Genomic DNA, 23,716 nt, shown 5'->3' on the forward strand with positions numbered 1-23,716 from the left:
TCCATGCGTGACCGAGCCGCCCGCATTCGTACCGGAACCCTGACGCCGAAACGTGTTCCAACGAATGAGTCACCCCATGTTCACGTCTCGTTGAGTCAATTGCGGGCCCTGGAGTTCGAAGCTCGCAGGCTCACGTTCCTGCCCAGGCAGCCAGCGCGCTCGGTGCTGAACGGCCGCCACGCCTCGAAGCTGCGTGGCCGCGGGCTCGATTTCGACAGCCTGCGTCACTACCTGCCGGGCGACGATATCCGCAGCATCGACTGGAAGGTGACCGCACGTACCGGCGAACCCCACGTCCGGGTGATGAACGAGGAGCGTGACCGTCCGGCGCTGATCGTCGTCGACCAGCGTATGTCGATGTTCTTCGGCTCGCGGCTCAATATGAAGTCGGTGACCGCAGCGGAAATTGCGTCCTTGGCCGCGTTTCGCATCCTCGATCAGGGGGACCGGGTTGGCGGGATCGTTTTCGGGGACGAACAACTGGCCGAAATACGACCCCAACGCCGGCGCGCCTCACTGGACCGTTTTCTCCAGGCGCTCACCGATGCCAACCAATTACTGCGGGCAGACGCACCCCCGGTGACGCCCGTATCGTTGACAAGGGTCCTGCAATCGGTGCTGCGTATTGCCACCTGGAACCATCTCGTCATCGTGTTGAGCGATTTCGACGTGGTAGACGACCAGACTGAGCGTCTGATCGCCGGAATCGCGCGGCATAACGATCTCATCCTGGTTCTGGTTACCGACCCGTTTGCCAAGCAGTTACCCGAAGGACTACGGCTGGTGGTATCCAACGGTGAATTACAGGCCGATATCGATACCGGTGACCGCACCATTTACCGACGACTGACCGAAATGGCGGAAGGCCGTCTGGCACAGGTGTTGGATTGGCAGCGCCGTTTTGGCGTCCCGATCCTACCCATCAGTGCCGGCGAGGAAACGCCACCTCAGGTGCGTCGCCTGACCGGGCTAGTACCGCGATGAATGCGCAGGAGCCCGGCGCCGCTGCGCCCGATCTGATCAGCTTGATGGAGCGGTTGGCCGAGCCCTCGGAACCGCCGGCCGTCTCGATGTGGCCGCAAACCCAGGGCTGGCTCTGGCTAGGGCTTATCGTCCTGGTTGTGCTGACCTGGGTAGCTTGGCGCTCGATTCGTCGTTGGCGTGCCAACGCCTATCGCCGGGAAGCCTTGGCCGCGCTGAAGCGCTGTGGAGACGATCCTGCCCTGATTGCCCCGATATTGCGCCGTACCGCATTGGCGGCCTGGCCGCGGCGAGAGGTGGCGGGACTGACCGGCACGGCGTGGCTTCGATTTCTCGACCAGACTGGCGGGAAAGGGCGGTTCGCCTCGAAAAGTGGCGGGGACCTGGTTCGCGCACCCTACGCACCAGATAACGAACGCGAGACCAACGCCAACCTCCGTTCATTGGCGGCGGAGTGGATTCGCCACCACCATGCACCGCCAACGGGTAAAGACCGATGATCTCCCTCGGCGCCCCCTGGGCCTTGGTCCTGTTGCCCCTGCCAATACTGATCTGGTGGCTCGTGCCGCCCTACCGGGAGCGGGTGCCGGCACTGCGTTTTCCTTTCTTCAGGCGCGTGGTTGAAGCGGCCGGCGCCCAAACGGGGCCCGGCGCCATCGTGCGGGTTCGACGTCGTCTGCAGATGATCGCTGCGATCCTGGGCTGGTGTTTGCTGATTCTCGCATTGGCGCAGCCGGAGCGGGTGGGCGCGCCGGTGGAAATGAGCCGCTCCGCCCGTGACGTCGTGCTGGCGATCGACATTTCCGGTTCGATGGACACCCGGGATTTCCAGAACCCTGACGGGCAGCCTGAGCAACGATTTGCGGCGGTGCGCGACGTGGTCGAAGACTTCGTCGCCCGGCGCGACGGCGACCGTATGGCACTGATCGTCTTCGGCTCGAAAGCCTACGTGCAGGCACCACTGACGGAGGATCTGAATACGGTCACTGAACTGCTGCAGCGTACCGAAGTGGGCATGGCCGGACCCCACACAGCGCTGGGCGACGCCATCGGTCTCGCAATTCGCACCTTCGAGGCTAGCGACATTGAGCAGCGGCTTCTTATTCTCCTATCCGACGGTAGCGATACCGCAAGCCGGATGAGCCCGGTAAACGCAGCAGCGATCGCCCAGGATCAGGGTGTCGAAATCTACACCATCGGCGTTGGCGATCCTCAAGCAAAAGGTGAGGAGAAAGTCGATCTGCAAACCCTCGAAACCATCGCCAAAAACACCCAGGGCGCTTATTTCTTCGCCGAAGATGAAACCGCTCTGGAGCATGTCTATCAGCGCATCGACCAGTTGGCACCGCGCGTCGTGGAGTCCCTGTCATACCGACCAAGGCAGTCACTGGCTTATTTTCCGTTGCTTGCCGCAGCATTGATTGGTCTGTTGACCTTGGGATGGTTGCAGTGGAGCGTTCGGCAAGGAGCGCTCACATGATCGATTGGAGCCTCCTGTTCAGCGCGTTTCATTTCATCCGTCCGTGGTGGCTGTTGCTACTGCCGCTAATCATCTTCCTGTGGTGGCGTACACGCCGGATCCATCGCTCGCGGGTAACGGTCGACGAAACGATTGCCCCGCATCTTCGCGAAGCGTTGACGGTGGGCTCGAGCGGCGAGCGACGTTGGCAGGCGATCGATGGCGTCGCGTTGAGCCTGGTTCTAGCCGTTTTTGGCGCTGCCGGTCCCACCTGGTCGCGGCAACCGGACCCTTTCGTGGCACAGTCCGCGCCGGTGGTCGTGGTCCTGAAAGTCACCCCGTCGATGCAGCAGACCGATGTTGCACCGTCCCGACTGGAGCGCGGCAAGCAAAAAATCCGGGACCTGCTGGACCGACGAACAGGGGCACGAACCGCCCTGGTCGCCTACGCCGGCACTGCTCACCGTGTCGTGCCGATGACGGAAGATCCTGCAGTCATGGTGCCTTATCTTGAAGGCCTGGAACCTGACGTCATGCCGAAGGAGGGCGAGGCGGCCGAGACAGGGTTGCAATTGGCGATGGACCTCCTCGAACGGGAAACCGAGCCGGGCGGTATTCTCTTTATTTTGGACGAATTGGCGGGCGCCGATGCTGAATCGTTCAACGAGCCTTCCGCACCCTCCATTGCAGTCCTTACGACACGTCCGAGCGAAAGCCCGGACCGGGGGCTCGACTTATTGTCGGTGCCAGTAGTGACGGTAACGCCGGACGACGAGGATCTGGACCGCATCGAAAGGGCATTGAACTCCGCCTATCGCCAGGCGTTGCTCGAAAACGTCGACCAACCCTGGCTGGATCGTGGCCATTGGCTAGCCTGGCCGGCTGCCCTGTTGATGCTGCTGTGGTTTCGGCGGGGCTGGACCATGCGCTGGAGTGGTCTGGCAGTAATGGCGACGCTGGTTGTACCGGCTGAGCCAGCTCGCGCCGACGGCTGGATCGACTGGTTCCTGACCCCGGACCAGCAAGGTCAGCTCGCATTCCACGACCGGGATTTTTCGGCGGCCGCCGAGCATTTCATTGACCCTCTCTGGCGCGGCTACGCACTCTATCGCAACGGGCAGTATGAGGAAGCCGTTACGACCCTGGACCGAATCGAAACCGCCCAGGCCGCCTTTATCCAGGGGATGGCCCACATCAAGTCCCGGGGTTACCGGGATGCCGTTCGGTCATTCGAGACCACCCTGCAGCGGGACCCGAACTATCCCAACGCCCAGTCAAACCTCGATGTGGCCCGGGAGATTGTCGATTACATCGAGCGCACCCGGGAACAGTCGGACACGGGAGAGGAACAATTGGGTGCGGATGAAGTGGTGTTCGACAACGAATCCAACCGGGGCGCGGAAACCCAGATGGAGGTGCCGCAGGAGCAGGGCGATGGGCCGCTGCTCAGCACCGAGCAGTGGATGAACACGGTCGACACCCGCACCGGAGATTTCCTGCGCCAACGCTTTATGATCGAAGCCCGTGACCAGGAGGCGCCATGAACGGACTCTGGCCACTGCTATTGATGCTGCTGGCTTCTCCGGCATTGGGCCAGGAGACGCCTGTACTGAAAACGGAATTCGAGCAAACGGAGGCCATCCCGGGAACGCCCCTTAGCTTGCGCCTCACGGTCCTGGTCCCCACCTACTTGCCGTCTCCCCCAGAGTGGCCCGGATTCGAGGCGCCCAATGTAATGGTACGACTACCCGAACGGTCGACAGGCCCGACCAGTGCTCGGGTTGGCGGCGAGACCTGGGCGGGTGTTACCCGGCATTACAGGCTCTACCCGATGGTCCCCGGCGAGTTTGAGATACCTCCGCAGACCGTTCAGGTGACCTATGCCGATACGGAGAGCGGGGATAGGCGGCAGATCGATCTCACGACAGACCCGTTGCGTTTTCGCGGTGTGGTCCCGCCCGGCGCCGAATCGCTGGATCCGTTCTTCGCCGCCGGGGCGCTCACGCTGGAGCAAAGCCACGATGGCGGCGAAGGCCCGATGAAACCTGGCGACAGCCTGACCTGGTCAGTCACGGCCAAGGTTTCGGGAACCTCGCCGATGTTCCTGCCAAAGCTGCTGCCTGAACTGTCATTTTCCGGCGTTGCTATTTACCCCGATGAACCCGTTGTATCTGAAACGTCCGCCCGTGGCGTCATGGCTGGTACGCGCACGGAGAGTGTCACGCTTTTGGCCCAGGTGGGTGGTCAGTTTGAAGTCCCGGCGATTTCACTCGACTGGTACAACATAGCGAGCAGCCAGGTGGAAACGGCGTCGGTCGAGGGCTTTGCTTTCGAGATAGACGCGCCCCTGGCGCCGCCGTTAAAGGGCGTAGATTGGCGTTGGTTTCTGGGCATAGCGGTGCTGGCGTTGATAGGTATCCTGTTCGTTTTCTGGGGCGTACGGCGATGGGGTGGGGGCGTTCGCCAACGCTGGCACGTCGTCCGACAACGCCGCCTTACGTCCGAAGCTCATGCCTATCGCCAACTCAAACAAACTATCGCCCGACGGGATTTTGCGCGGCTCTACCCGGCATTGGATATATGGAGCGCAAAACAGGCTGGCCACGATCCGCGCCATGACCCGAACATCCGATCTGCACTCATAAGTCTCGGCCAAGCAAGATATGGCGGAAAAGACACGGCGAACACCGGGACGTTATGGAAATCCCTCGATCGTTCGGTTGCCCGTGCCCGGTCAGCGGCGGGCAGAAAAACCAAGGCTAAGCACGCGTTGCCGCCCCTCAATCCCGGTCCCCAGCGAGGGACCGCCGGGTAGAGTGATCCTGTCTAAACCAGCGGTAAGCTGATGAACCCCCGTTAAGTTGCCTACAATGCCCTGGAGCGACATCAATTCCAGGACAGTGAGGTCACCTATGCTCAGGCTTTTTGGCATCGACAACGGTGTTATCAAGGAAATCGACACCACACCGGATCGACTTGCAGACAACCTGGCGTCTGCGGATTGGATCGATGCTCACGAACCCGACGAGCAAGAGCGTTCGCTTTTACAAAAGCTGCTCCACGGCGATGTGCCGGAGTTCGAGGAAGTCGAGGAAATCGAGGCGTCAGCCCGTTGCTTCGTCGACCAGGCTGGCATACACGTTCATTCACTGTTCGTGACGCAGAGTGAGGGGCGGCATGCCACGATTTCCGTGGCCTGCATCCTTCAGAAAAAGCGGTTGATCACCATCCGTGAGGGCGAAGTCGCCGACTTCCGTTTGATGCGCATGCGCGCCCGGCGCGGGCAGATCGAAGCTCGCTCACCGGCGGAACTCTTGGTAACTCTGTTCGAGCAGAAGCTGGAAAACCACGCGGATACCCTTGAGGACCTGCATCGCCAATTGGAGGAAGTCAGTTATCTGGTACTGGAGGATGAAGAGGCGGAACTCAACGAAGCCATCGAGCAGCTGGCGCGCCTCGAGGACAGTAACGGCAAGATCCGCCTCTGCCTGATGGATTCCCAGCGCGATATTTCGTTCCTGTTGCGCCACCTTCGCCGGGACCCGGAACACGCCGATACCCTGCGGGAAATCATGCGGGATGTGGAAACCTTGATGTCCCACACCACGTTCCTCTTCGACAAGATCAACTTCCTGATGGACTCCACCCAGGGGTTCATCAACATCGAACAGAACCAGATCATCAAGATCTTCTCGATCGCTGCCGTGGTTTTCCTGCCGCCGACGCTGGTAGCCAGCATCTATGGTATGAACTTCGAATTCATGCCGGAGTTGGACTGGCTATTGGGCTATCCGATGGCCATCGGTCTGATGATCATGGCTGGGATCGCTCCTTATCTTTACTTCAAGAAGAAGAACTGGCTTTAAACCGCGCAAATTGGGTGAGGCAGTCAGCACTCTACCTACTCGGGTATATAGAGCGCCGCGGGTCCGGGCAGTTACGCTTAATTGCATACTCTTTCTATAGAACGTCGATCACAGTCGGGAGAAGACGATGAGAACCAGCGCGGAATGGAAAGCCCTTAGCGAATCGGTCACCTTGCGCGGACAGGCCTTTATCGCCGGCGAGTTCCGGGATGCGGTATCCGGCGAAACCTTCCCCTCCATCAACCCCGCGGCGGAAACGAAACTGGCTGATATTGCCAGCTGCGACACGGCTGATGTGGATCTGGCGGTCACCGCTGCCCGCAAGGCCTTTGATTCCGGCGTCTGGTCCGATCTGGCTCCGGGTGACCGCAAGCGTATTCTGTTGCGCTTCGCCGATCTGGTTGAAAAGCATGGCGATGAGCTGGCCGTACTGGACAGTCTGGATATGGGCAAGCCGATCAGCGAGATGATCAGCGTGGATGTGCCTGATTCCATCGACTGTCTGCGCTGGACCGCCGAGTCGATCGACAAGCTCTACGGTGAAATCGCACCCACCGGTAACGACACCCTGGGTTTGATCAGTCACGAGCCCGCTGGTGTCGTGGCGGCCATCACGCCCTGGAACTACCCGCTGATGATGGCCTCCTGGAAAATCGCGCCGGCTCTGGCGGCGGGTAACTCGGTTATCCTCAAGCCTTCCGAGAAGAGCGCGTTGAGCGTGCTGCGCTTGGCGGAACTGGCGAAAGAAGCGGGCATTCCCGACGGCGTGTTCAACGTGCTGCCCGGCTTTGGCCACACTGCGGGCAAGGCGCTGGCGTTGCATAACGACGTCAACGTGCTCGCCTTCACCGGTTCCAGCCGTGTTGGCGGCCTGCTGATGGAATACGCCGGCCAGTCCAACCTGAAGCGGGTCTGGATCGAGGCGGGCGGCAAATCGCCCATGCTGGTGTTCGAGGATTGCGAGGACATCGAGAAGGCCGCATCAACCGCCGCGGCGGCGATCTTCTCCAACCAGGGTGAAGTGTGTATCGCCTGTTCCCGGCTCTACGTGCAGTCCTCCATTCGTGAACGTTTCACCGAAGCTCTGATTGAGGCTGCGAAAGTCTATCGCCCCCGGAATCCGCTCGATCCCGAAACCCGTATGGGTGCCCTTGTCGACAAAACCCAGCTTGAAACGGTGGCGGGCTATATCCAGTCAGCGATCGATGAGGGCGCCCGGGTACTGACCGGCGGCGTGCCAGTCTCGACGCCGGGGAAAGGCTACTTCGTCGAACCCACCATCATCGGCGATGCGCAGAACCATATGCGCTTCGTCCAGGAGGAAATCTTCGGCCCGGTGTTGGCGGTGGGTGAATTCAGTGACGAGGCTGAGGCGATTCGCCTGGCCAACGACAACCGTTACGGCCTTGGGGCCTCAGTGTGGACGGCTAACCTGTCCCGGGCGCATCGGGTTAGCCGCAAGATCCAGAGCGGCATGGTGTGGGTCAACGGTTGGGGCGGCGGCGACAGCACCATGCCGTTCGGTGGAATGAAAGCCTCCGGCTACGGCCGCGACAAATCCCTGCATTCGCTGGAGAAATACACCGACCTGAAAACCGTCTGGATCAGTCTCTGAGCACTTTACTGGGGCTCCTCCAACTGGTTCAGGTGGTTGATGAACTGGGTAAAGATTTCCGCCTGGGTGGAGGTGTTCAGCCGGGTGTGGATGTTCTTGCGATGCACTTTCACAGTGCCGACGCTGATCTTCAGGTGGTCGGCGATCGCCTGGGAAGAGAAGCCGCGAAGGATCAGTTCGGTAATTTCCCGCTCGCGCTGGGTGAGTACACCGCTGGCAAAGGTCCGCAGGGCACGCTTCATCGGTCCGTCAGAACGGCCGTACTGGAGGAACTCCCCGGCCTGGGCTTGCCAGAACTGGCGGACAAGCGCGCTGATCACCGGATAGAACTCCTGCAGCGCATTCAGCTCGGTGCGGGAGATGCTATCCAGGGAGGCCTTGCGGCCGAGCGTGATGGCGCAGGTCACCTTTTCATCCAGCCGGATCAGCAGGTTGATTTCGTCCACCAGGCCGAAGTTCTGGTAGCAGGTCTGGTAATACTCGGTGCTCTTGAACGAATCCGGCATGATCTCGGCCAGTCGCACAATACCCGGAGGCGTACCGTTCTTGATCGCGTGGAACAGCGGGTCGAGCACGTACGCGTGTTTCAGGTACTGGCGCAGGGTATCGCTTTGCTCCTCCGGATCGGAAGGATGGACCAGAATTGGCCTCAGCGCCTTCTTGTAGGTCAGCAGCAGGATCGTATCGAAGAAGCACAAGGTCGACAGGAACGCCTCCAGCATCGCGGGAAAGCTACGCAAACGCTGGTGCTCTATAAGGACCGCAAGGTTTTTCTGCCAACTTTCGTTGGTCTGTATCTGATTGACGCGATCTCGCATTGCACAACCTTTTCTGGTGTTTTCTTCTTTTCGATATTCAACGCTAATCCAGCCGCGGGGGCCGGAGCCAGTCCGGTCCCCCGGGCAAAGATTATGCCCCAGTCATTCCCGCAACCCGAGCATAAGTTCGATCCAGGGCCTCGCGCAGGCGATTCACCAACTCGTCCACCTCTGCGCGGCTAATGACCAGCGGCGGGGAGAGTACGATCCGGTTGCCACAGGCCCGTGCCACGAGCCCGCTTGCGGTGCATTCATCCCGGCACAGGGTGCCGATATCTTTATCGAAGAAGATGCGGCTCTGGCGGTCTTTCACCAGGGCCAGGCCGGCAATCAGTCCGATACCCTCGATGTGCCCGCACAACGGGTGTTCGCCGAGCACTTCCCGGAGACGATTCTGGAAGTAGGGCCCGATGTCCTTGGCCACCGCGTCTATAATGCGTTCGTCCCGCAATATGCGGATGTTCTCCAGCGCCACGGCCGCCGCCACCGGGTGTCCGGAGTAGGTGAAGCCGTGGGTGAATTCCCCGCCGGCGGCGATCAGGGTATCTGCGATACGATCCCCCACGGCGACGGCCGAGATCGGCAGATAGCCGGACGACAGGCCCTTCGCCATGGACATGATATCCGGCTGGAAACCATACGTCTGGCTGCCAAACCATTGTCCCGTGCGGCCAAAGCCGCAGATGACCTCGTCCGCCATCAGGAGTACGTCGTACTTGCGGCAAATACGCTGGATTTCCGGCCAGTAGGTACGCGGCGGTACAATCACCCCACCGGCACCCTGGATCGGCTCGCCGATAAACGCGGCAACGTTGTCGGGCCCGACTTCCAGGATCTTCTCTTCCAGTTCCCGGGCGCGCTGCAACCCGAATTCATCCTCCGAAATCCCGTTCGGATCGCCGTACCAGTAGGGCTGACGAATGTGGTGAATACCCGGCAGCAACGGTCCGCACTGGCTTTGCATATGCGCCATGCCGCCCAGGCTGGCGCCGGCGAGGGTGCTGCCGTGATAGGCATTCTCACGTGCAATCAGCAGCTTGCGATAGGGCTTGCCCTTGAGAGTCCAGTAATGGCGCACCATGCGGATGACGGTATCGATCGCCTCTGAGCCGGAATTGGCGAAGAAAACCCGGTTGAGATCGCCCGGCGTAATCTCCGCGATGGCCTGCGCCAGGGCCGTAACCGGCGCGTGGGTGCTTTGGAAGAACGTATTGTAGTAGGGGAGCACCTGCATCTGCTGGTGCGCTGCATCGATCAGTTCTTTGCGGCCATACCCCAGGTTTACGCACCAAAGACCCGCCATACCGTCGATCAACTGATTGCCTTCGCTATCCCACACGTATATGCCCTGGGCGTGGCTGATCGTCCGAACGCCTTTGCTGTTCAGCGCCTGGGTGTCGGTGAACGGGTGCAGGTGGTGCCGAGCATCGGCGTCTCGCATGGCCAGTTGTGCTTCGGCATTTGGCATTGTTGTTGTATGTGACATAACGGCTCCCGGCGGAAGAGTGGCTGCAATTACACTGACTGCGCAGCGAAATGGATGGGCGACCACCGGTACCATAGAAAATGTCGTGTTTAGGGCGATATACCCCCGAGGGTATAGGGTTGCGTTTGACGAAAACCGATCTTCGGGAAGGGCGTGATGGCGGGGCAAACATACCCCCCGGGTTATAGATACACGTCTATCCGGATGGGATATCTTGGACCCCTGACTTCAGTAAAAAGCATTCAAGAGTGATGCGTATGACGATTAACAACAAACAGGACAAGAGCCGCGACCTGGATCTCTTTATCACGGACCTTAACGGTAACCTTCGCGGCAAGCGCCTCCCTGCCAGTGGCCTGAAGAAGGCCAGGAAGGAAGGGCTCAAGATGCCACGCTCGGTGGTGGGCTTCGATTTCTGGGGTGCAGACGTACTGGAGAATGGCCTTGTCTTCGAAACCGGCGACAGCGACGGGATCTGCATGCCCGTTGCAGAGGAGCCCATACCGGTGCCCTGGTCCGAATCGCCGCGGGATCAGATGCTGGCGATGATGTTCAATCCGGATGGCACACCGTTCGAGGCCGACCCACGCCAGGTCCTCAAACGCATCGTGGACCAGTTTTCCGAGCGGGGCCTGACGCCGGTCATGGCAACCGAGCTTGAGTTCTATCTCATGGATGCGGAATCGGAAAGCACCCAGCGTCCCATACCGCCGGCGCTGGCCGATGGCAAGGGCCGCCGCCTGGCGAACACGGAAGGCTTCGCGGTGGAGGAGATGGACGGTTTCGATGCCTTCTTCGCCGACGTTCGCGCGGCTTGCGAAACACAGGGCATCGGCGCCGATACCATTATCGCAGAGATGGGACCGGGGCAGTTTGAGGTGAACCTCAATCATGTCGCCGACCCGTTGAACGCTGCGGACCAGGCCATCCTGTTCAAGCGCCTGGTTCGGGGCGTATCACGCCGCCACGGCTATGCGGCCACATTTATGGCCAAGCCTTATGCGGAAGAGAGCGGCAACGGCTTCCATGTGCATTTCAGCCTGATCGATAAAGACGGCAACAACGTTTTCGACAACGGCACGGAAGAGGGCAGCGACCTCCTGCGTCATGCGGTTGCGGGCCTGATGCAACTGATGCCCGAAAGCATGCTGACCTTTGCACCCCACTTGAACTCTTATCGCCGCTTTATGCCCGGCGCCTACGCGCCGACGTTTGCCAGTTGGGGTTACGAGAATCGCACCGTCGCACTGCGGGTGCCGGAAAGCCCGAACGTGGCCCGGCGCATCGAACACCGGGTAGCTGGTGCTGATGCCAATCCATACCTGGTCCTCGCCACCGTCCTGGTCGGCGCACTGTATGGCATGGAACACAAACTCCAGCCGCCGGCCGCGGTGGAAGGCGACGCTTACGCTGAGGAGAACCCCGAATTCCCGCTGCCTTGCGAATGGCAGGAAGCGACCGATCGCTTCGAGGAGAGCGAGATCCTGCGCGCGTATCTCGGCGAGGAATTCGTCCGTGTTTACGCGGAAGCCAAACGCCAGGAGCGCCGTCGTCTGAGTGAGCGGATCTCCGACATCGAGTATGAGGCTTATCTGGGCTTGCTCTGATTTAAGTCGTTCCAGGATCCATGCCTGAAATCCTTCCCGCAATACGCGCGGCGCGGTCGCGTGTCAGGAGCAACTGATGAGTCTGAAGATAGGCATTCTCGCCACCGGTATCACCCCGGATAAGCTGATAGAGACCCACGGGTCCTACGCGGACATGTTCGTGGCGCTGTTCGGTCGGGCCGGATACGACTTTGACTACGACGTTTATGATGTCCGCGATGATGTTTTCCCTGAATCCGCGCACGCCTGCGATGCCTGGATCGTCACCGGCTCCAAGTCCAATGTCTATGAACAGACGCCCTGGATGGCCCGGCTCAAAGACCTGATCCTTGAAATCTACGACCTGGGTCGGCCCATCGTCGGTATATGTTTTGGCCACCAGATCGTTGCCGAAGCGTTCGGCGCGGACGTCGATAAATATCTCGAGGGTTGGGGTGTGGGTCTGCATACCTACAAGCTGGAAAAGGATATCCCGGAGCTGTCATCTCTCGGCGGCAAATTCACCTTGAACGCCGTGCATCAGGATCAGGTGCTGACCAAGCCGAAGCAGGCGGAGGTTCTTGCATACTCGGCATTCTGTCCCTTCGCGGCGCTGCAGTACGACAACCGTATCCTTACACTCCAAGCGCACCCGGAATTCAATCTGGCGTTCGAAACCGAGCTGCTCCAAGCGCGCCGGGACGATCCTATTCCTGCAAACGTGACGGATGACGCCTTGGCTGGACTGGGTAAGGCTTCGGCGCACACCGATTCGCTGCAGGTGGCGCATTGGATGGCCAATTTTCTTTTGCAGAAGGTTGAGCGGTAGCTCTCGTTAGTTCCCGCCCGTGTTAAGGTCCGAACCCAAGGGCCCTGGCGGGCCCTCCGAAGCTGAAGCGTCGGCTACATTTAAGTAGATAACTCAAGTGTGTAGCAGAAGCTTCAGCTTCTGAGGCGCCGTAGGTGCCCGATTCAATCCCTTCAGACCATGCCTCGGCGGGGCTGGATGAGGCGGCAGCCCCCTGCCGATTTGCTATAGGTGGCGCATTGTATGGCCAGTACCCTTTTGCAGAAGGCTGGGCGGTAACTTTCGTTAGTTCCCGCTCGCTTTAAGGTCCGAACCCAAGGGCCCTGGCGGGCCCTCCGAAGCTAAAGCGTCGGCTACATTTAAAGCAGATAACTCGAGTGTGTAGCAGAAGCTTCAGCTTCTGAGGCGCCGTAGGTGCCCGATTAAATCCCTTCAGACCATGCCTCGGCGGGGCTGGATGAGGCGTCAGCCCCCTGCCGACTCGCTGCAGATAGCGCATTGGATGGCCCGTTTTCTTTTGCAGAAGGTTGAGCGGCAGCTTTCGTTAGTTCCCGCTCGCTTTAAGGTCCGAACCCAGGGGCCCTGGCGGGCCCTCCGAAGCTAAAGCGTCGGCTACATTTAAAGCAGATAACTCGAGTGTGTAGCAGAAGCTTCAGCTTCTGAGGCACCGTCAGGTGCCTGATCCCTCCCGTAATTCCACCCCGAGTGCACAGAAAAAAGCCGAGCAAGGTACGAACCCGGCCCGGCTTCTCCAATTCAAAACGCCCTAGGCAATCGCATACCCCATAACAATAAACGACACGAACGCCAGCGTCGCACCAATCATGGCATAGGGTATCTGCGTCAACGCATGCTGCATCGGCGTACAGCCGGAACCGGTGGAAGTCAGTACCGTCGAGTCGCTGAAGAAACAGGCGTGGCTACCGAATGCCGAAGCCGAGAGCAGGGCGCCGACGGTGAGCGGCATGGACATATCCATTGCCTGGGCCATCGGTATAACAATGGGCAGGGACACGACAAACACGCCCCAACTGGAGCCGGTGGAGAACACCACGGCAGCCATCGTAGCGAACACCAACGCAGGCAGGAGTTCCGGCGAGAGGTAAGGGCTGATGGTATCGATGATGTACGTGGTCATACCCAGCTCATCGTTGATCGCTTTCACCATGAAACCGGCGCAGACCACCGCGATCGGATGGAGCATCACCTTGAACCCATCGAGCATGGAATCGGTCAGCTCGCCAAAGGTCATCAGTCGCTGCGCGAAATAGAGAACCATGGTGAAAATCGATGCCACCAAGGCACCCAATAATAGATCGATTTCATAGTAGATACTGGCGATGATCAGCACGGCCATCGGCAGCAGGAAGTTCATCAGGCCCACCGGGATAGAGGTGCGGCGAACATTCGATGTGTCGAACCCCACATCCTCGACGCCGTCCGGGACCGGCTGACCGTTACGCGCGCGCTCCTCGGCCTTCTTCATCGGGCCAAAGTCTTTCAGTAGACCAAAAGCTACCAGGAACACCACCACGATTGCCGCCCAGCCATAAGCCATGTAGGGGATCGATTCGATATACAGGGACATGCCCTGACCATCGGGCACGGCGCCGTTCTCTTCGAGTAACGCCCCGAAGTACACCGCCCAGGTCGAAATCGGCACCAGGATACACACCGGTGCGGCTGTTGAATCGACCAGGAACGCCAGCTTCTCCCGGGATATCTTGAAGCGGTCGGTGAGGTTCTTCATCGACGCCGATACGGCGAGCGAATTTAGGTAATCATCGATAAACACCGCAAGACCAAGAAAAGACGTGGTCAACATGGTGCCGCGCTTGGTCTTGATACGGTTGGCGAGCATCTGGCCGAAACTCAGCACGCTGCCGCCACGCTCAAGCATGTTGATCAGTCCGCCCATCATGCCGCAGACCAGCACGATCCAGGCGATGGTCTCGTTCTGGACCACGTTCATGGACAGTTCGCCGAGGCTGCTGAAAAGGTTGGTCGGGTCGATCAAGAGGGAACCGGCGATGATACCGGCAAAAATGGATTCGAGGGGGCGTTTGGTCTTTATGGCGATAATGACAATCAGGAGGGACGGCAACAAACTCAATACACCGTAGGCTCCATCCTCCCCCTGCCAGGTCGACATGTAGGCGAAGCACGCCAGTATTGCTCCGTAGCCCAGGATCGATAACGACGTGCCCCGACCGGGGTCATCTTTCAGGCCACGACCCACTGTCGTGGCCCCGCTATCTGTTCGCATCGTGTCATCTGTCATCATATTTACCCGTTTCTTGATTTGTTATGGAACCGCGGCGAGAGCCGTCACCGCGGCATACGGGGCATTCTGATTTCGCCGGGCCGCAAGCACGCGACGCCGTTATTGTTGGAAGCGGGTGAAATCAGATACCGAGCTGATCACGCAGGTTGTAGTACCAGGCCCCCATAGCGGTGAGTGGAATGCGGAACATCCGGCCGCCGGGGAACGGGTACTGAGGCAGGTTCGAAAAGATATCGAATCGCTCTGCCTGGCCCTGGATAGCGTCACTGATCACTTTCCCCGCCAGGTGGGTGCAGGTGATGCCGTGGCCGCTATAACCTTGCGCGTAATAGACGTTGCTGCCGATGCGGCCGAACTGAGGCAGGCGCATTAGCGTCAACAGGAAGTTGCCGGTCCAGGCGTAATCGATCTTGACGCCTTTCAATTCCGGGAATGTCTTGAGCATCTTTGGCACGATCAGGGATTCCACCTTTTCCGGCTCGCGGGCGCCGTAGGTCACGCCGCCGCCGTAGATCAGCCGGCCGTCGCCGGAGAGGCGGAAATAGTCGAGGAGGTAGTTACAGTCCTCGACGCAGTTGTCCTTGGGCAGCAGCCGGCGCTGGACCTCCTCCAGCAGTGGCTCGGTGGTGATGACCTGGGTACCGCAGGGCATGGCCTTGGATTCGAGCTTCGGCAGCAGGCCATTGAGATAGGCATTGCCGGCGACCAGCACATAATCCGCCTCCACGCAGCCTTCCTCGGTGTGTACCACCGCCTTGTCACCTTCGCGAATGCGCAGCGCCGGCGAGTTCTCGTAGATGACGCCGCCCAGGGACTCGACAGCTGCCGCTTCGCCCAGCACCAGGTTCAGTGGATGGAAATGGCCACCGCTGTGGTCGAGCAGACCACCGGTGTAGCGCTCGGAGCCCACGTATTGCTGGATCGCCTGCCTGTCGAGCAGTTCCAGCTGCTTGTGGCCGTGGGATTCCCAGAGTTTCTGCTTGCCCACCAGCTCGTCGAACTGTTTGCTGTTGCAGGCCGCGAACAGGCCGCCATCCTTCAGGTCGCACTGGATGCCGTACTGCTGGACAAAGCGTCGGATGATGCGGCCGCCTTCGAATGCCATCTGGCCCATCTCGGCGCCGACTTTCTCGCCGTAGTGCCGCTCGATGAAGTCGATATCGCGGCTATAGCTGTTGACGATCTGCCCACCATTGCGGCCTGAGGCGCCAAAGCCGATGCGGCTGCCCTCGAGGACAACCACCTTGTAACCCTTCTCGGCCATATGCAGGGCGGTGGACATGCCGGTAAAACCGGCGCCGATGATGCAGATATCCGCGGTCACATGCTCCTGGAGGGTCGGGCGGGCGGTTTTGTCATTTGCCGATGCCGCGTAATAGGAATGGGTATGGGACGTTGTTGGCACGGTGTTGCTCCCGAAACATCGTTGAATCTTGACCGGCTTCTTAGTCGCTACCGGTTTGGTATTGGCATGACCACAACGTTACGGAGAAGTGACGACCCCGTGATATACCCCTCGGGGTATATTTTGGGAGATCAATCATTGCAGGTGGACCGGAACGGTGCAGAGCTCCGGAAGCCCGCCCCGAAGCGGTGCTCAGGGCAGGTTGGAGGAAGGGTGCGAGATAATAAGTGAGGGGAAAAAGGCCGGCGCCGGAGCGCTGGCCGGAGAGGTCAGCTCAAGGCGGCAAAAGCCTCGTCAAGACGATCCATGCCTTCATCGATGAGCGTGTCGCTGATGGTCAACGCCGGAAGGAAGCGGATGACATTACCGCGAATGCCGCAGGACAGCAGGATCAGACCATGGCGGCTCGCTTCCCCGATCAGGGCTTTGGTCAATTCCGCGTCCGGCTTGCTGGCCTCGCCGTCGACCACGAGTTCCATCGCGATCATCGCGCCAAGGTTGCGGATTTCGCCGATACGCTGGGGGAATCGGCTTTGCAACCGTTCCAAACGCCCCACCATGCGTTCGCCGATCTGTAGTGCGCGCTCGCAGAGGTTCTCTTCCTCGATAACCTCCAGCACCGCCAACGCAGCGGCGCAGCCAATCGGCGATCCACCATAAGTGCCGCCCAGGGCACCGGGGCCCGGCTGGTCCATGATGTCTGCCTTGCCCACCACAGCGGAAATCGGGAAGCCACCGGCGATACCCTTGGCCATCGTCATCAGGTCCGGTTCGACGCCCGAGTATTCAGTTGCGAATAGGCGGCCGGTGCGGGCGAACCCGGTCTGGATTTCGTCGGCGATCAGCAGGATCCCGTGCTGGTCACACAAGGCCCGTAGCGCCTGCATGAAGGCCGGCGGCGCGGCATAGAATCCGCCTTCGCCCTGGACTGGCTCGATGATGATGGCCGCGACGCGATCCGGCTCGATATCGCAGGTGAACAGGTCATCGAGTGCCGCCAGTGAATCGGCCACCGACACCCCGTGATAGGCGTTCGGATAGGGCGCGTGGTAGATCTCGCCGGGGAAGGGTCCGAAACCCGCTTTGTAGGGTTTGACCTTGCCGGTGAGGCCCATGGTCATGTTTGTGCGTCCATGAAAGCCGCCCTTGAAGGCAATCAGCCCCGAACGTCCGGTGTAGGAGCGAGCAATCTTCACACAGTTCTCCACCGCTTCGGCGCCGGTGGTAACGAAGATGCTCTTCTTCGGGGTATCGCCCGGCGCGGCGGCGTTGAGCTTCTCGGCCAGTTCCACCGCCGAATCATAGGGCGTGACCATCAGGCAGGTGTGACTGAATCGCTCTACCTGCGCCTGTACGGCGGCCTGGATCCTGGGATGATTGTGCCCAGTGTTATTCACCGCGATGCCGGCGCCGAAATCGATGTAGCGGTTGCCTTCGACATCCCAGATTTCAGCGTTGCGCGCCTTATCGACGTAGACCGGGTGCAGGGCACCCTGACCCTGGGCCATGGCCTTGGCACGGCGTTCGTGCAGGGTTTGATTCGACATGGTTGTCTCCTTGGATGATTGTTCTCAAACGACTATTCGTGAATGGCAGGAAGCAAGCGGACTCAGCGAATACCGCCCATGCACAGGTATTTGATCTCGACGAAGTCATCGATGCCGTAGCGGGAGCCTTCGCGGCCGATGCCGGATTCCTTGATACCGCCGAACGGGGCGACTTCCGTGGAAATCAGCCCTTCGTTGATGCCGACCATGCCGTACTCGAGCGCTTCCGCCACCCGCCAGACGCGGCCGATATCCCGGCTGTAGAAATAGGCAGCCAGACCGAACGGCGTGTCATTGGCGAGCGCCACCGCCTCGGACTCTTCGGTAAAACGGAATACGGTGGCTACCGGCCCGAAGATTTCGTCCTGGGCGATGCGCATAGCGGGCGTCACACCGGTGAGGACCGTCGGTGGATAGAAGTTGGGGTAATCCGGAATAGCTTCGTCCTGCTGGTCGATCCGTGCGCCGTGGGACAGGGCGTCCTCAACCAGATTACGGACCTTGGTGACCGCCTTGTCATTGATCAAAGGACCGATCGTGACGCCTTCGCCGAAGCCATCGCCAACCTTCAAATCGCGCACTGCGGCGTTGAGTTTTTCGACGAAGGTATCGTGGATGCCGTCCTGGACAAGGATGCGATTGGTACAGACACAGGTCTGGCCGGCATTACGGAACTTCGAGGCCATCAGGCCGGCCACCGCCGCGTCCACGTCCGCATCATCGAAAACGATAAAAGGCGCATTGCCGCCCAGCTCCAATGAGACTTTCTTGACCGTGTCCGCGCATTGGCGCATCAGGAGCTTGCCCACGGGGGTGGACCCTGTAAAAGACAGCTTCCGTACCCGCGAATCTTCGCAAAGCACGCGGCCCACTTCAGGCGACTGCAGGGTCGTCACCACATTGATCACACCATTGGGAATACCCGCCTGCCTGCTCAGTTCGGCCAGGGCCAGTGCGCTCAATGGCGCATCCTCGCCGGGCTTGATCACGACGGTACAACCCGCCGCCAGGGCGGGGGCCACCTTGCGAGTGATCATGGCGATCGGGAAGTTCCAGGGGGTAATGGCGGCGACGACGCCTATCGGCTGTTTGATGGTAACCAACCGCTTGTCGCTGCCGTGGGCCGGAATCACGTCCCCGTAGATCCGTTTGGCTTCCTCGGCGAACCACTCGACGAAGGACGCGCCGTAGACGACTTCGCCACGGGCTTCAGCGAGCGGCTTGCCCTGTTCCGTGGTCATAATGCGCGCCAGATCATCCTGGTGCTCGACGATCAGGTCGAACCAGCGGCGCAGGAGATTCGCTCGTTGCTTTGAGGTCAACGCCTGCCAGGGTTTGAGGGCTGCGTCCGCCGCATCGATAGCCGCAGTGGTCTCATTGGCACCGAGGTCCGGTACGTCGACGACTCTTTCGCCGGTCGCCGGATTGAAGACCGGGAAGCTGTGGCCTTTTCCAGCATCGATCCATTGCCCATTCACATAGGCCTGCGCCCGGAACAAATCGGAGTTGTTCAGTTTCAGCGTCATAACATCCTCTCCCGCCTGAACTGGTGTCCGTGGGGCCACCAGCTAATTTGTGACTTGGAAAGGATGGTAATCAGCGTCCACTGTCTGATAAATCAGAAAGTTTCTATCTATACGTTGAGCGTGGTAAAACATTAACCGATGGTTTTGCAGTGAGGGCAACAAGGCGATGAAAAAAGACCTGAAGGTCAAACTCGGCCAGGTCGGTGACTATGAGATCCGCCTGCTGAAGGTTTTCGAAGCGGTCGTGGAATGCGGCGGTTTCTCGGCAGCGGAGAGCGAGCTGAGTATTGGTCGTTCCACCATCAGTATCCATATTGCCAACCTCGAGGAACGGCTGGACCTCAAGCTGTGCCGGCGCGGGCGGGGCGGATTCTCGCTCACCGAGGAAGGTATCGAGGTCTACGAGCTGATGAAGGGGCTGTTTTCGGCACTGGAAAGCTTTCGCTCGGGGGTCAATGCGCTGCACGTCACGCTGACCGGCGAGCTAAGGATTATCGCCAGCGATGCCATCTGTATGGACCCAAAGCTAAAACTGTCGGATACCATCGCCCGGTTCACCGAAGCCGCGCCGGATGTGAACGTGCTGCTCGATGTAAAAGCCCTCAACGATATCGAGCGCATGATCCTCAACGACGAAGCGGATATCGGCTTCATTCCCTGCCACCGGCAGTTGTCCGGGCTGGACTACCGTACGCTCTATCTCGACCCGTGCCATTTATATTGTGGTCGCGCCCATCCGCTATTCGACGCGAAACCGTCGACCACCTTGCTGGCCCAGGTATTGACCAGCAAGGTGGTTCACGCCGGTATCCACACCAGCCCGGAAGTGGGCTCCCAACTGTCCGACATGAACAAGGCGGCGATTTCCTACTTCTACGAGGCCCGCCTGGCCATGATCCTGTCCGGCGCCTATATCGGATTCATGCCGGACAGCTATGTGGAGCGGCACGTTGAGGCCGGGGAATTGCGGGCATTGGTGGCGGAGAGTAAACACTATGCGCTGGAAGTTGTCGCGATCACACGGACCCATGGCCGGGCCAACCGGGCGCGGGACCTGTTCATGGATCTGCTGACCGATCGATAACACGGCTGTCGACACTGGTTTGACTGTATTTCGCACCCGTACCAGATACGGCCCCGCTATCTAACAATGGGTTCGTGACTCCCAGGGACGCAACGCGTCGTCCCGTTCGACTGGAGGCCCGGCGAGCAAAAGCTTCCGGTAACCTTTCTGGTGCAATGCCATTCCTCACCGTACCTTCTACTTTGAGCCCGTCTGGATTTTATTCTTTTTTCGTCTAAAGTTTACCTTAACGTAAGGTGGAGCTTGTGATACATCTTGAGACCCTGAACTGACCGCGTTGGTCATTGAACCGCTCTGGGGACCGCACAACGCTGGAAAGATAAAACAACAATAGGAGCCAATATGAGCCTTCCCGAATACGCCACCGTGTACAACAATTTCGATGCCGCCGCTCTGGAGACTGAGATCCTGGATGGAAGGCTGGGCAGCGGCCTCAATGTGTGCCACGAGATCTGCGACAAGTGGGCGACCGATCCTGGCAAAGTAGCTCTCTACTATGAAAAAGCCGGGGGTGGTGAGGGCGTACTGACGTTTTCCCAACTCAAAGAGGCCTCCGGACGATTCGCGAATTACTTGAAGTCCCAGGGCATTGAAAAGGGTGATCGAGTCGCTGCGCTGCTACCCCGCACCCCGGAACTGCTGATCGTTATCGCCGGAACCCTGCGTGCCGGTGCCGTCTACCAGCCGCTGTTCACCGCGTTTGGATCCGGTGCCATCGAATACCGGTTCGAGCGGGCTGACACCAAGCTGGTGGTCACCGACCCGGAGAACTTCCCCAAGCTGAACGACGTTAAGCAATGCCCGCCGGTTGCCTGCGTGAATGCTGCAGCTGTCGAGGCGGACGTGCCTGACTTCGAAGAGATCCTCGCTGCGCAGTCCAGCGCATTCGAACCGGTCATGATCAACGGCGACGATCCATTCCTGCAGATGTTCACCTCCGGTACCGTCGGTAAATCCAAGGGTGTCGCCGTACCCGCTCGCGCACTGCTCGCGTTCTACATCTATATGAAGTACGCCATCGACCTGCGGGATGAGGATCGGTTCTGGAACGTGGCCGATCCGGGCTGGGCTTACGGTCTCTACTATGCGGTGGTTGGGCCGCTATTGATGGGGCACGCGACCCACTTCAATCCGGGCGGTTTCACACCGGAAACCACCTACGACATGATCCGCAAGTACAAGATCACCAACCTGGCGGCGGCACCGACGGCTTACCGGATGCTCAAGGCTAACGACCACGTGCTCCCCGAGGGCGAGAACCTGGGGCTGCGGGTCGCCAGCAGCGCCGGTGAACCGTTGAATCCAGAAGTGGTGAACTGGATCCAGAGACGCCATTTCTGTCCGGTAAAAGATCATTACGGGCAAACCGAAACCGGCATGACCTGTTGCAACTTCCATGGGCTTAAGCACCCGGTCCGGGCGGGCTCGATGGGCTATGCCTCGCCGGGCCACAAGGTTGTCGCGCTGGACGGCAACAACAAGGTTGTTGAGCAAGGCGAAGTAGGGCAGTTAGCAGTAGATGTCGCGGCCTCGCCCCTGTTCCACTTCGATGGTTATACCTGGGGCGAGAAGGACCCGTTCGTGAACGGCTATTACCTGACCGGCGACATGGTGATCAACCACGGCGACGGTTGTTTCTCGTTCAGCGGGCGCGACGACGACATCATTACCACTGCCGGTTATCGCGTTGGACCTGCGGACGTTGAAAGCACCCTCCTGGAACATGCGGCGGTCGCCGAATCCGGCGTGGTGGGCAAGCCCGACGAAAAGCGGGGGTCGATCATCAAGGCCTACGTGGTCATCAAGAGCGATCAGGAACCCGCGGACGAGCAGGCCCTGAAGGACGAGCTGCAGGAGCTCGTGCGCCGACGGCTGTCGACCCACGCTTTTCCCCGGGAAATCGAGTTCGTTGATGAACTGCCAAAGACACCGAGCGGCAAGATCCAGCGCTTCGTCCTGCGTAATCGTGCCAAGGATGAAGAAGAGGCATGAGGGTCACGTTCGAAGAGCTGCAGGCGTTTCTTGAAGAGCAGTTCCCCCAGGGCGCGGCCTATGGCGCCCTGCAAAAACTTGGGGACGGCTGGGCGGAAATGAAGCTGGAGGTGGATGAACAACACCTGCGGCCGGGTGGAACCGTTTCCGGCCCCGCAATGATGGGGCTGGCCGATGTCACGCTATACGCCGCACTGCTGAGCCGGATCGGTCTGGTTCCACTGGCCGTTACCACCAACCTCAACATCAATTTCCTGCGCAAACCCGCCGCCCATCAACCGATTTGGGCGAGGGCTACGATGCTGAAAGTGGGCCGCACAATGGGGGTGGGGGAGGTGTTTGTCTACTCCGAGGGCGGCGAGGAACCCGTTGCCCATTCCACGATGACGTACTCGATCCCGCCGGAAAGGTAGCGCCATGCAAACGCAAGACTTGAGGGTATCGCTGGGCGAGGGGATGACGGTGGAAGCTCGCCGCATCCAATACCCGAGGTCCAACGGACCGACGTTGGTATTCCTGCACGAATCCCTCGGCAACATCGATCTTTGGCGCCGGTTTCCCCAGCGCCTGTCCGAGGCGACCGGCTTCGACGCCCTGATCTACAACCGGTTGGGTTACGGCGACTCGTCCGATGAGCCGTTGCCCCGCCCCTACGACTACCAGGAAAGGGAAGGTGCTGTCGTTCTGCCGCGGCTGCTGGACGCGCTAGACCTGGACGAAGTAATCCTGATTGGCCACAGCGATGGTGGATCCATTGCACTGATTGCTGCCGGCGTTCTCGGCGATCGAGTGAAGGGGCTCATCACAATGGCGGCGCATACCTATGCCGACTACCTGACGACGGAAGGCATCCAGGCCATGAAAGTGCGGTACGAGGAGACCAATCTTCGGGAAAAGCTACAACGCTATCACGGCTCCCGAACCGACGATCTTTTCAGCGCCTGGCATACCGTCTGGCTGGACGAAGACTTCAACGCCTCCATGGACTTCAGTCACTGGCTGGCGCGGATTCAATGCCCGTCTATGATCATTCAAGGCGACGCAGACGAATACGGGGTGCCGGAACAGGTAACGGATATCGTCGCGGGTATCGGGCCGTCCGCCCGAGCGCTTTTCATGCCCGGCACGGGCCACTCGCCACACCTGGAACAACCAGAGCCGCTGGTCGAATTCGTTTGCGACTTTTTGCTAAGCGACTCCTCGGTTAAAAACCAAGTTCTTTGTTGACGTTTACGTATACGTAACTTTAACATCGGATT

Annotated in this window: 19 protein-coding genes; 13 read left to right on the plus strand and 6 right to left on the minus strand. The window is 59.7% G+C overall.

Features of this window, described 5'->3' with window-relative positions:
• Positions 1–3: 3 nt before the first annotated feature.
• The 7 genes from RE428_RS11685 (at position 4) to RE428_RS11715 (ending at position 7,921) form a co-directional block, all read left to right on the plus strand.
• A complete protein-coding gene (locus tag RE428_RS11685; RefSeq protein WP_004582193.1) occupies positions 4–984 on the plus strand; it encodes a DUF58 domain-containing protein in 981 nt (326 codons plus the stop codon).
• On the plus strand, positions 981–1,481 hold the full coding sequence (locus RE428_RS11690; protein WP_004582194.1) for a DUF4381 domain-containing protein: 501 nt from the start codon (positions 981–983) through the stop codon (positions 1,479–1,481). Before RE428_RS11685 ends, RE428_RS11690 begins: the two co-directional genes overlap by 4 nt.
• Positions 1,478–2,461: a VWA domain-containing protein gene (locus tag RE428_RS11695; protein ID WP_004582195.1), complete on the plus strand. Its 984-nt coding sequence runs from the start codon at positions 1,478–1,480 to the stop codon at positions 2,459–2,461. The genes RE428_RS11690 and RE428_RS11695 overlap by 4 nt, the downstream gene beginning before the upstream one ends.
• Positions 2,458–3,984, plus strand: coding sequence for a VWA domain-containing protein (locus RE428_RS11700; protein ID WP_004582196.1), 1,527 nt, complete (start codon positions 2,458–2,460; stop codon positions 3,982–3,984). The genes RE428_RS11695 and RE428_RS11700 overlap by 4 nt, the downstream gene beginning before the upstream one ends.
• Positions 3,981–5,255: a BatD family protein gene (locus tag RE428_RS11705; RefSeq protein WP_004582197.1), complete on the plus strand. Its 1,275-nt coding sequence runs from the start codon at positions 3,981–3,983 to the stop codon at positions 5,253–5,255. Before RE428_RS11700 ends, RE428_RS11705 begins: the two co-directional genes overlap by 4 nt.
• Positions 5,256–5,352: 97 nt before the next feature.
• On the plus strand, positions 5,353–6,306 hold the full coding sequence (gene corA, locus RE428_RS11710; RefSeq protein ID WP_004582198.1) for a magnesium/cobalt transporter CorA: 954 nt from the start codon (positions 5,353–5,355) through the stop codon (positions 6,304–6,306).
• Positions 6,307–6,433: 127 nt separating this feature from the next.
• Complete coding sequence (locus tag RE428_RS11715) at positions 6,434–7,921, plus strand: aldehyde dehydrogenase (RefSeq protein WP_004582199.1); 1,488 nt, start codon at positions 6,434–6,436, stop codon at positions 7,919–7,921.
• Positions 7,922–7,926: 5 nt separating this feature from the next.
• On the opposite strand, the gene RE428_RS11720 is transcribed toward RE428_RS11715, so the two are convergent.
• Positions 7,927–8,739, minus strand: coding sequence for a helix-turn-helix domain-containing protein (locus tag RE428_RS11720; protein WP_004582200.1), 813 nt, complete (start codon positions 8,737–8,739; stop codon positions 7,927–7,929).
• A gap of 91 nt (positions 8,740–8,830) precedes the next feature.
• On the minus strand, positions 8,831–10,225 hold the full coding sequence (locus RE428_RS11725; RefSeq protein ID WP_004582201.1) for an aspartate aminotransferase family protein: 1,395 nt from the start codon (positions 10,223–10,225) through the stop codon (positions 8,831–8,833).
• 257 nt (positions 10,226–10,482) lie between these two features.
• Here RE428_RS11725 and RE428_RS11730 point away from each other — a divergent pair, with 257 nt between their 5' ends.
• Together RE428_RS11730 and RE428_RS11735 are read left to right on the plus strand one after the other, a co-directional pair.
• Positions 10,483–11,832, plus strand: coding sequence for a glutamine synthetase family protein (locus RE428_RS11730; RefSeq protein ID WP_004582202.1), 1,350 nt, complete (start codon positions 10,483–10,485; stop codon positions 11,830–11,832).
• Between the two features lie 76 nt (positions 11,833–11,908).
• Complete coding sequence (locus RE428_RS11735; RefSeq protein WP_004582203.1) at positions 11,909–12,640, plus strand: glutamine amidotransferase-related protein; 732 nt, start codon at positions 11,909–11,911, stop codon at positions 12,638–12,640.
• A gap of 745 nt (positions 12,641–13,385) precedes the next feature.
• On the opposite strand, the gene RE428_RS11740 is transcribed toward RE428_RS11735, so the two are convergent.
• The 4 genes from RE428_RS11740 to RE428_RS11755 all read right to left on the minus strand — a co-directional run bounded on the left by RE428_RS11740 (position 13,386) and on the right by RE428_RS11755 (position 19,381).
• The gene (locus tag RE428_RS11740) at positions 13,386–14,903 is read right to left on the minus strand and encodes a Na+/H+ antiporter NhaC family protein (RefSeq protein WP_004582204.1); all 1,518 of its coding nucleotides are present in this window, start codon (positions 14,901–14,903) and stop codon (positions 13,386–13,388) included.
• Between the two features lie 121 nt (positions 14,904–15,024).
• Positions 15,025–16,308: an NAD(P)/FAD-dependent oxidoreductase gene (locus tag RE428_RS11745; RefSeq protein ID WP_004582205.1), complete on the minus strand. Its 1,284-nt coding sequence runs from the start codon at positions 16,306–16,308 to the stop codon at positions 15,025–15,027.
• Positions 16,309–16,577: 269 nt separating this feature from the next.
• Positions 16,578–17,855, minus strand: coding sequence for a 4-aminobutyrate--2-oxoglutarate transaminase (gene gabT / locus RE428_RS11750; protein ID WP_004582206.1), 1,278 nt, complete (start codon positions 17,853–17,855; stop codon positions 16,578–16,580).
• A 62-nt stretch (positions 17,856–17,917) separates the two neighbouring features.
• Complete coding sequence (locus RE428_RS11755; protein WP_004582207.1) at positions 17,918–19,381, minus strand: NAD-dependent succinate-semialdehyde dehydrogenase; 1,464 nt, start codon at positions 19,379–19,381, stop codon at positions 17,918–17,920.
• Positions 19,382–19,547: 166 nt separating this feature from the next.
• Between RE428_RS11755 and RE428_RS11760 the strand changes: the two genes are divergently transcribed.
• The 4 genes from RE428_RS11760 (at position 19,548) to RE428_RS11775 (ending at position 23,684) form a co-directional block, all read left to right on the plus strand.
• On the plus strand, positions 19,548–20,465 hold the full coding sequence (locus RE428_RS11760) for a LysR family transcriptional regulator (RefSeq protein ID WP_004582208.1): 918 nt from the start codon (positions 19,548–19,550) through the stop codon (positions 20,463–20,465).
• Between the two features lie 342 nt (positions 20,466–20,807).
• Positions 20,808–22,457: an AMP-binding protein gene (locus RE428_RS11765; protein ID WP_004582209.1), complete on the plus strand. Its 1,650-nt coding sequence runs from the start codon at positions 20,808–20,810 to the stop codon at positions 22,455–22,457.
• Complete coding sequence (locus tag RE428_RS11770; protein WP_004582210.1) at positions 22,454–22,870, plus strand: PaaI family thioesterase; 417 nt, start codon at positions 22,454–22,456, stop codon at positions 22,868–22,870. Before RE428_RS11765 ends, RE428_RS11770 begins: the two co-directional genes overlap by 4 nt.
• A 4-nt stretch (positions 22,871–22,874) precedes the next feature.
• On the plus strand, positions 22,875–23,684 hold the full coding sequence (locus RE428_RS11775) for an alpha/beta fold hydrolase (RefSeq protein WP_004582211.1): 810 nt from the start codon (positions 22,875–22,877) through the stop codon (positions 23,682–23,684).
• Positions 23,685–23,716 lie beyond the last annotated feature (32 nt).

Origin of the sequence: Marinobacter nanhaiticus D15-8W (genome assembly GCF_036511935.1) — a bacterium.
Lineage (GTDB): Bacteria > Pseudomonadota > Gammaproteobacteria > Pseudomonadales > Oleiphilaceae > Marinobacter_A > Marinobacter_A nanhaiticus.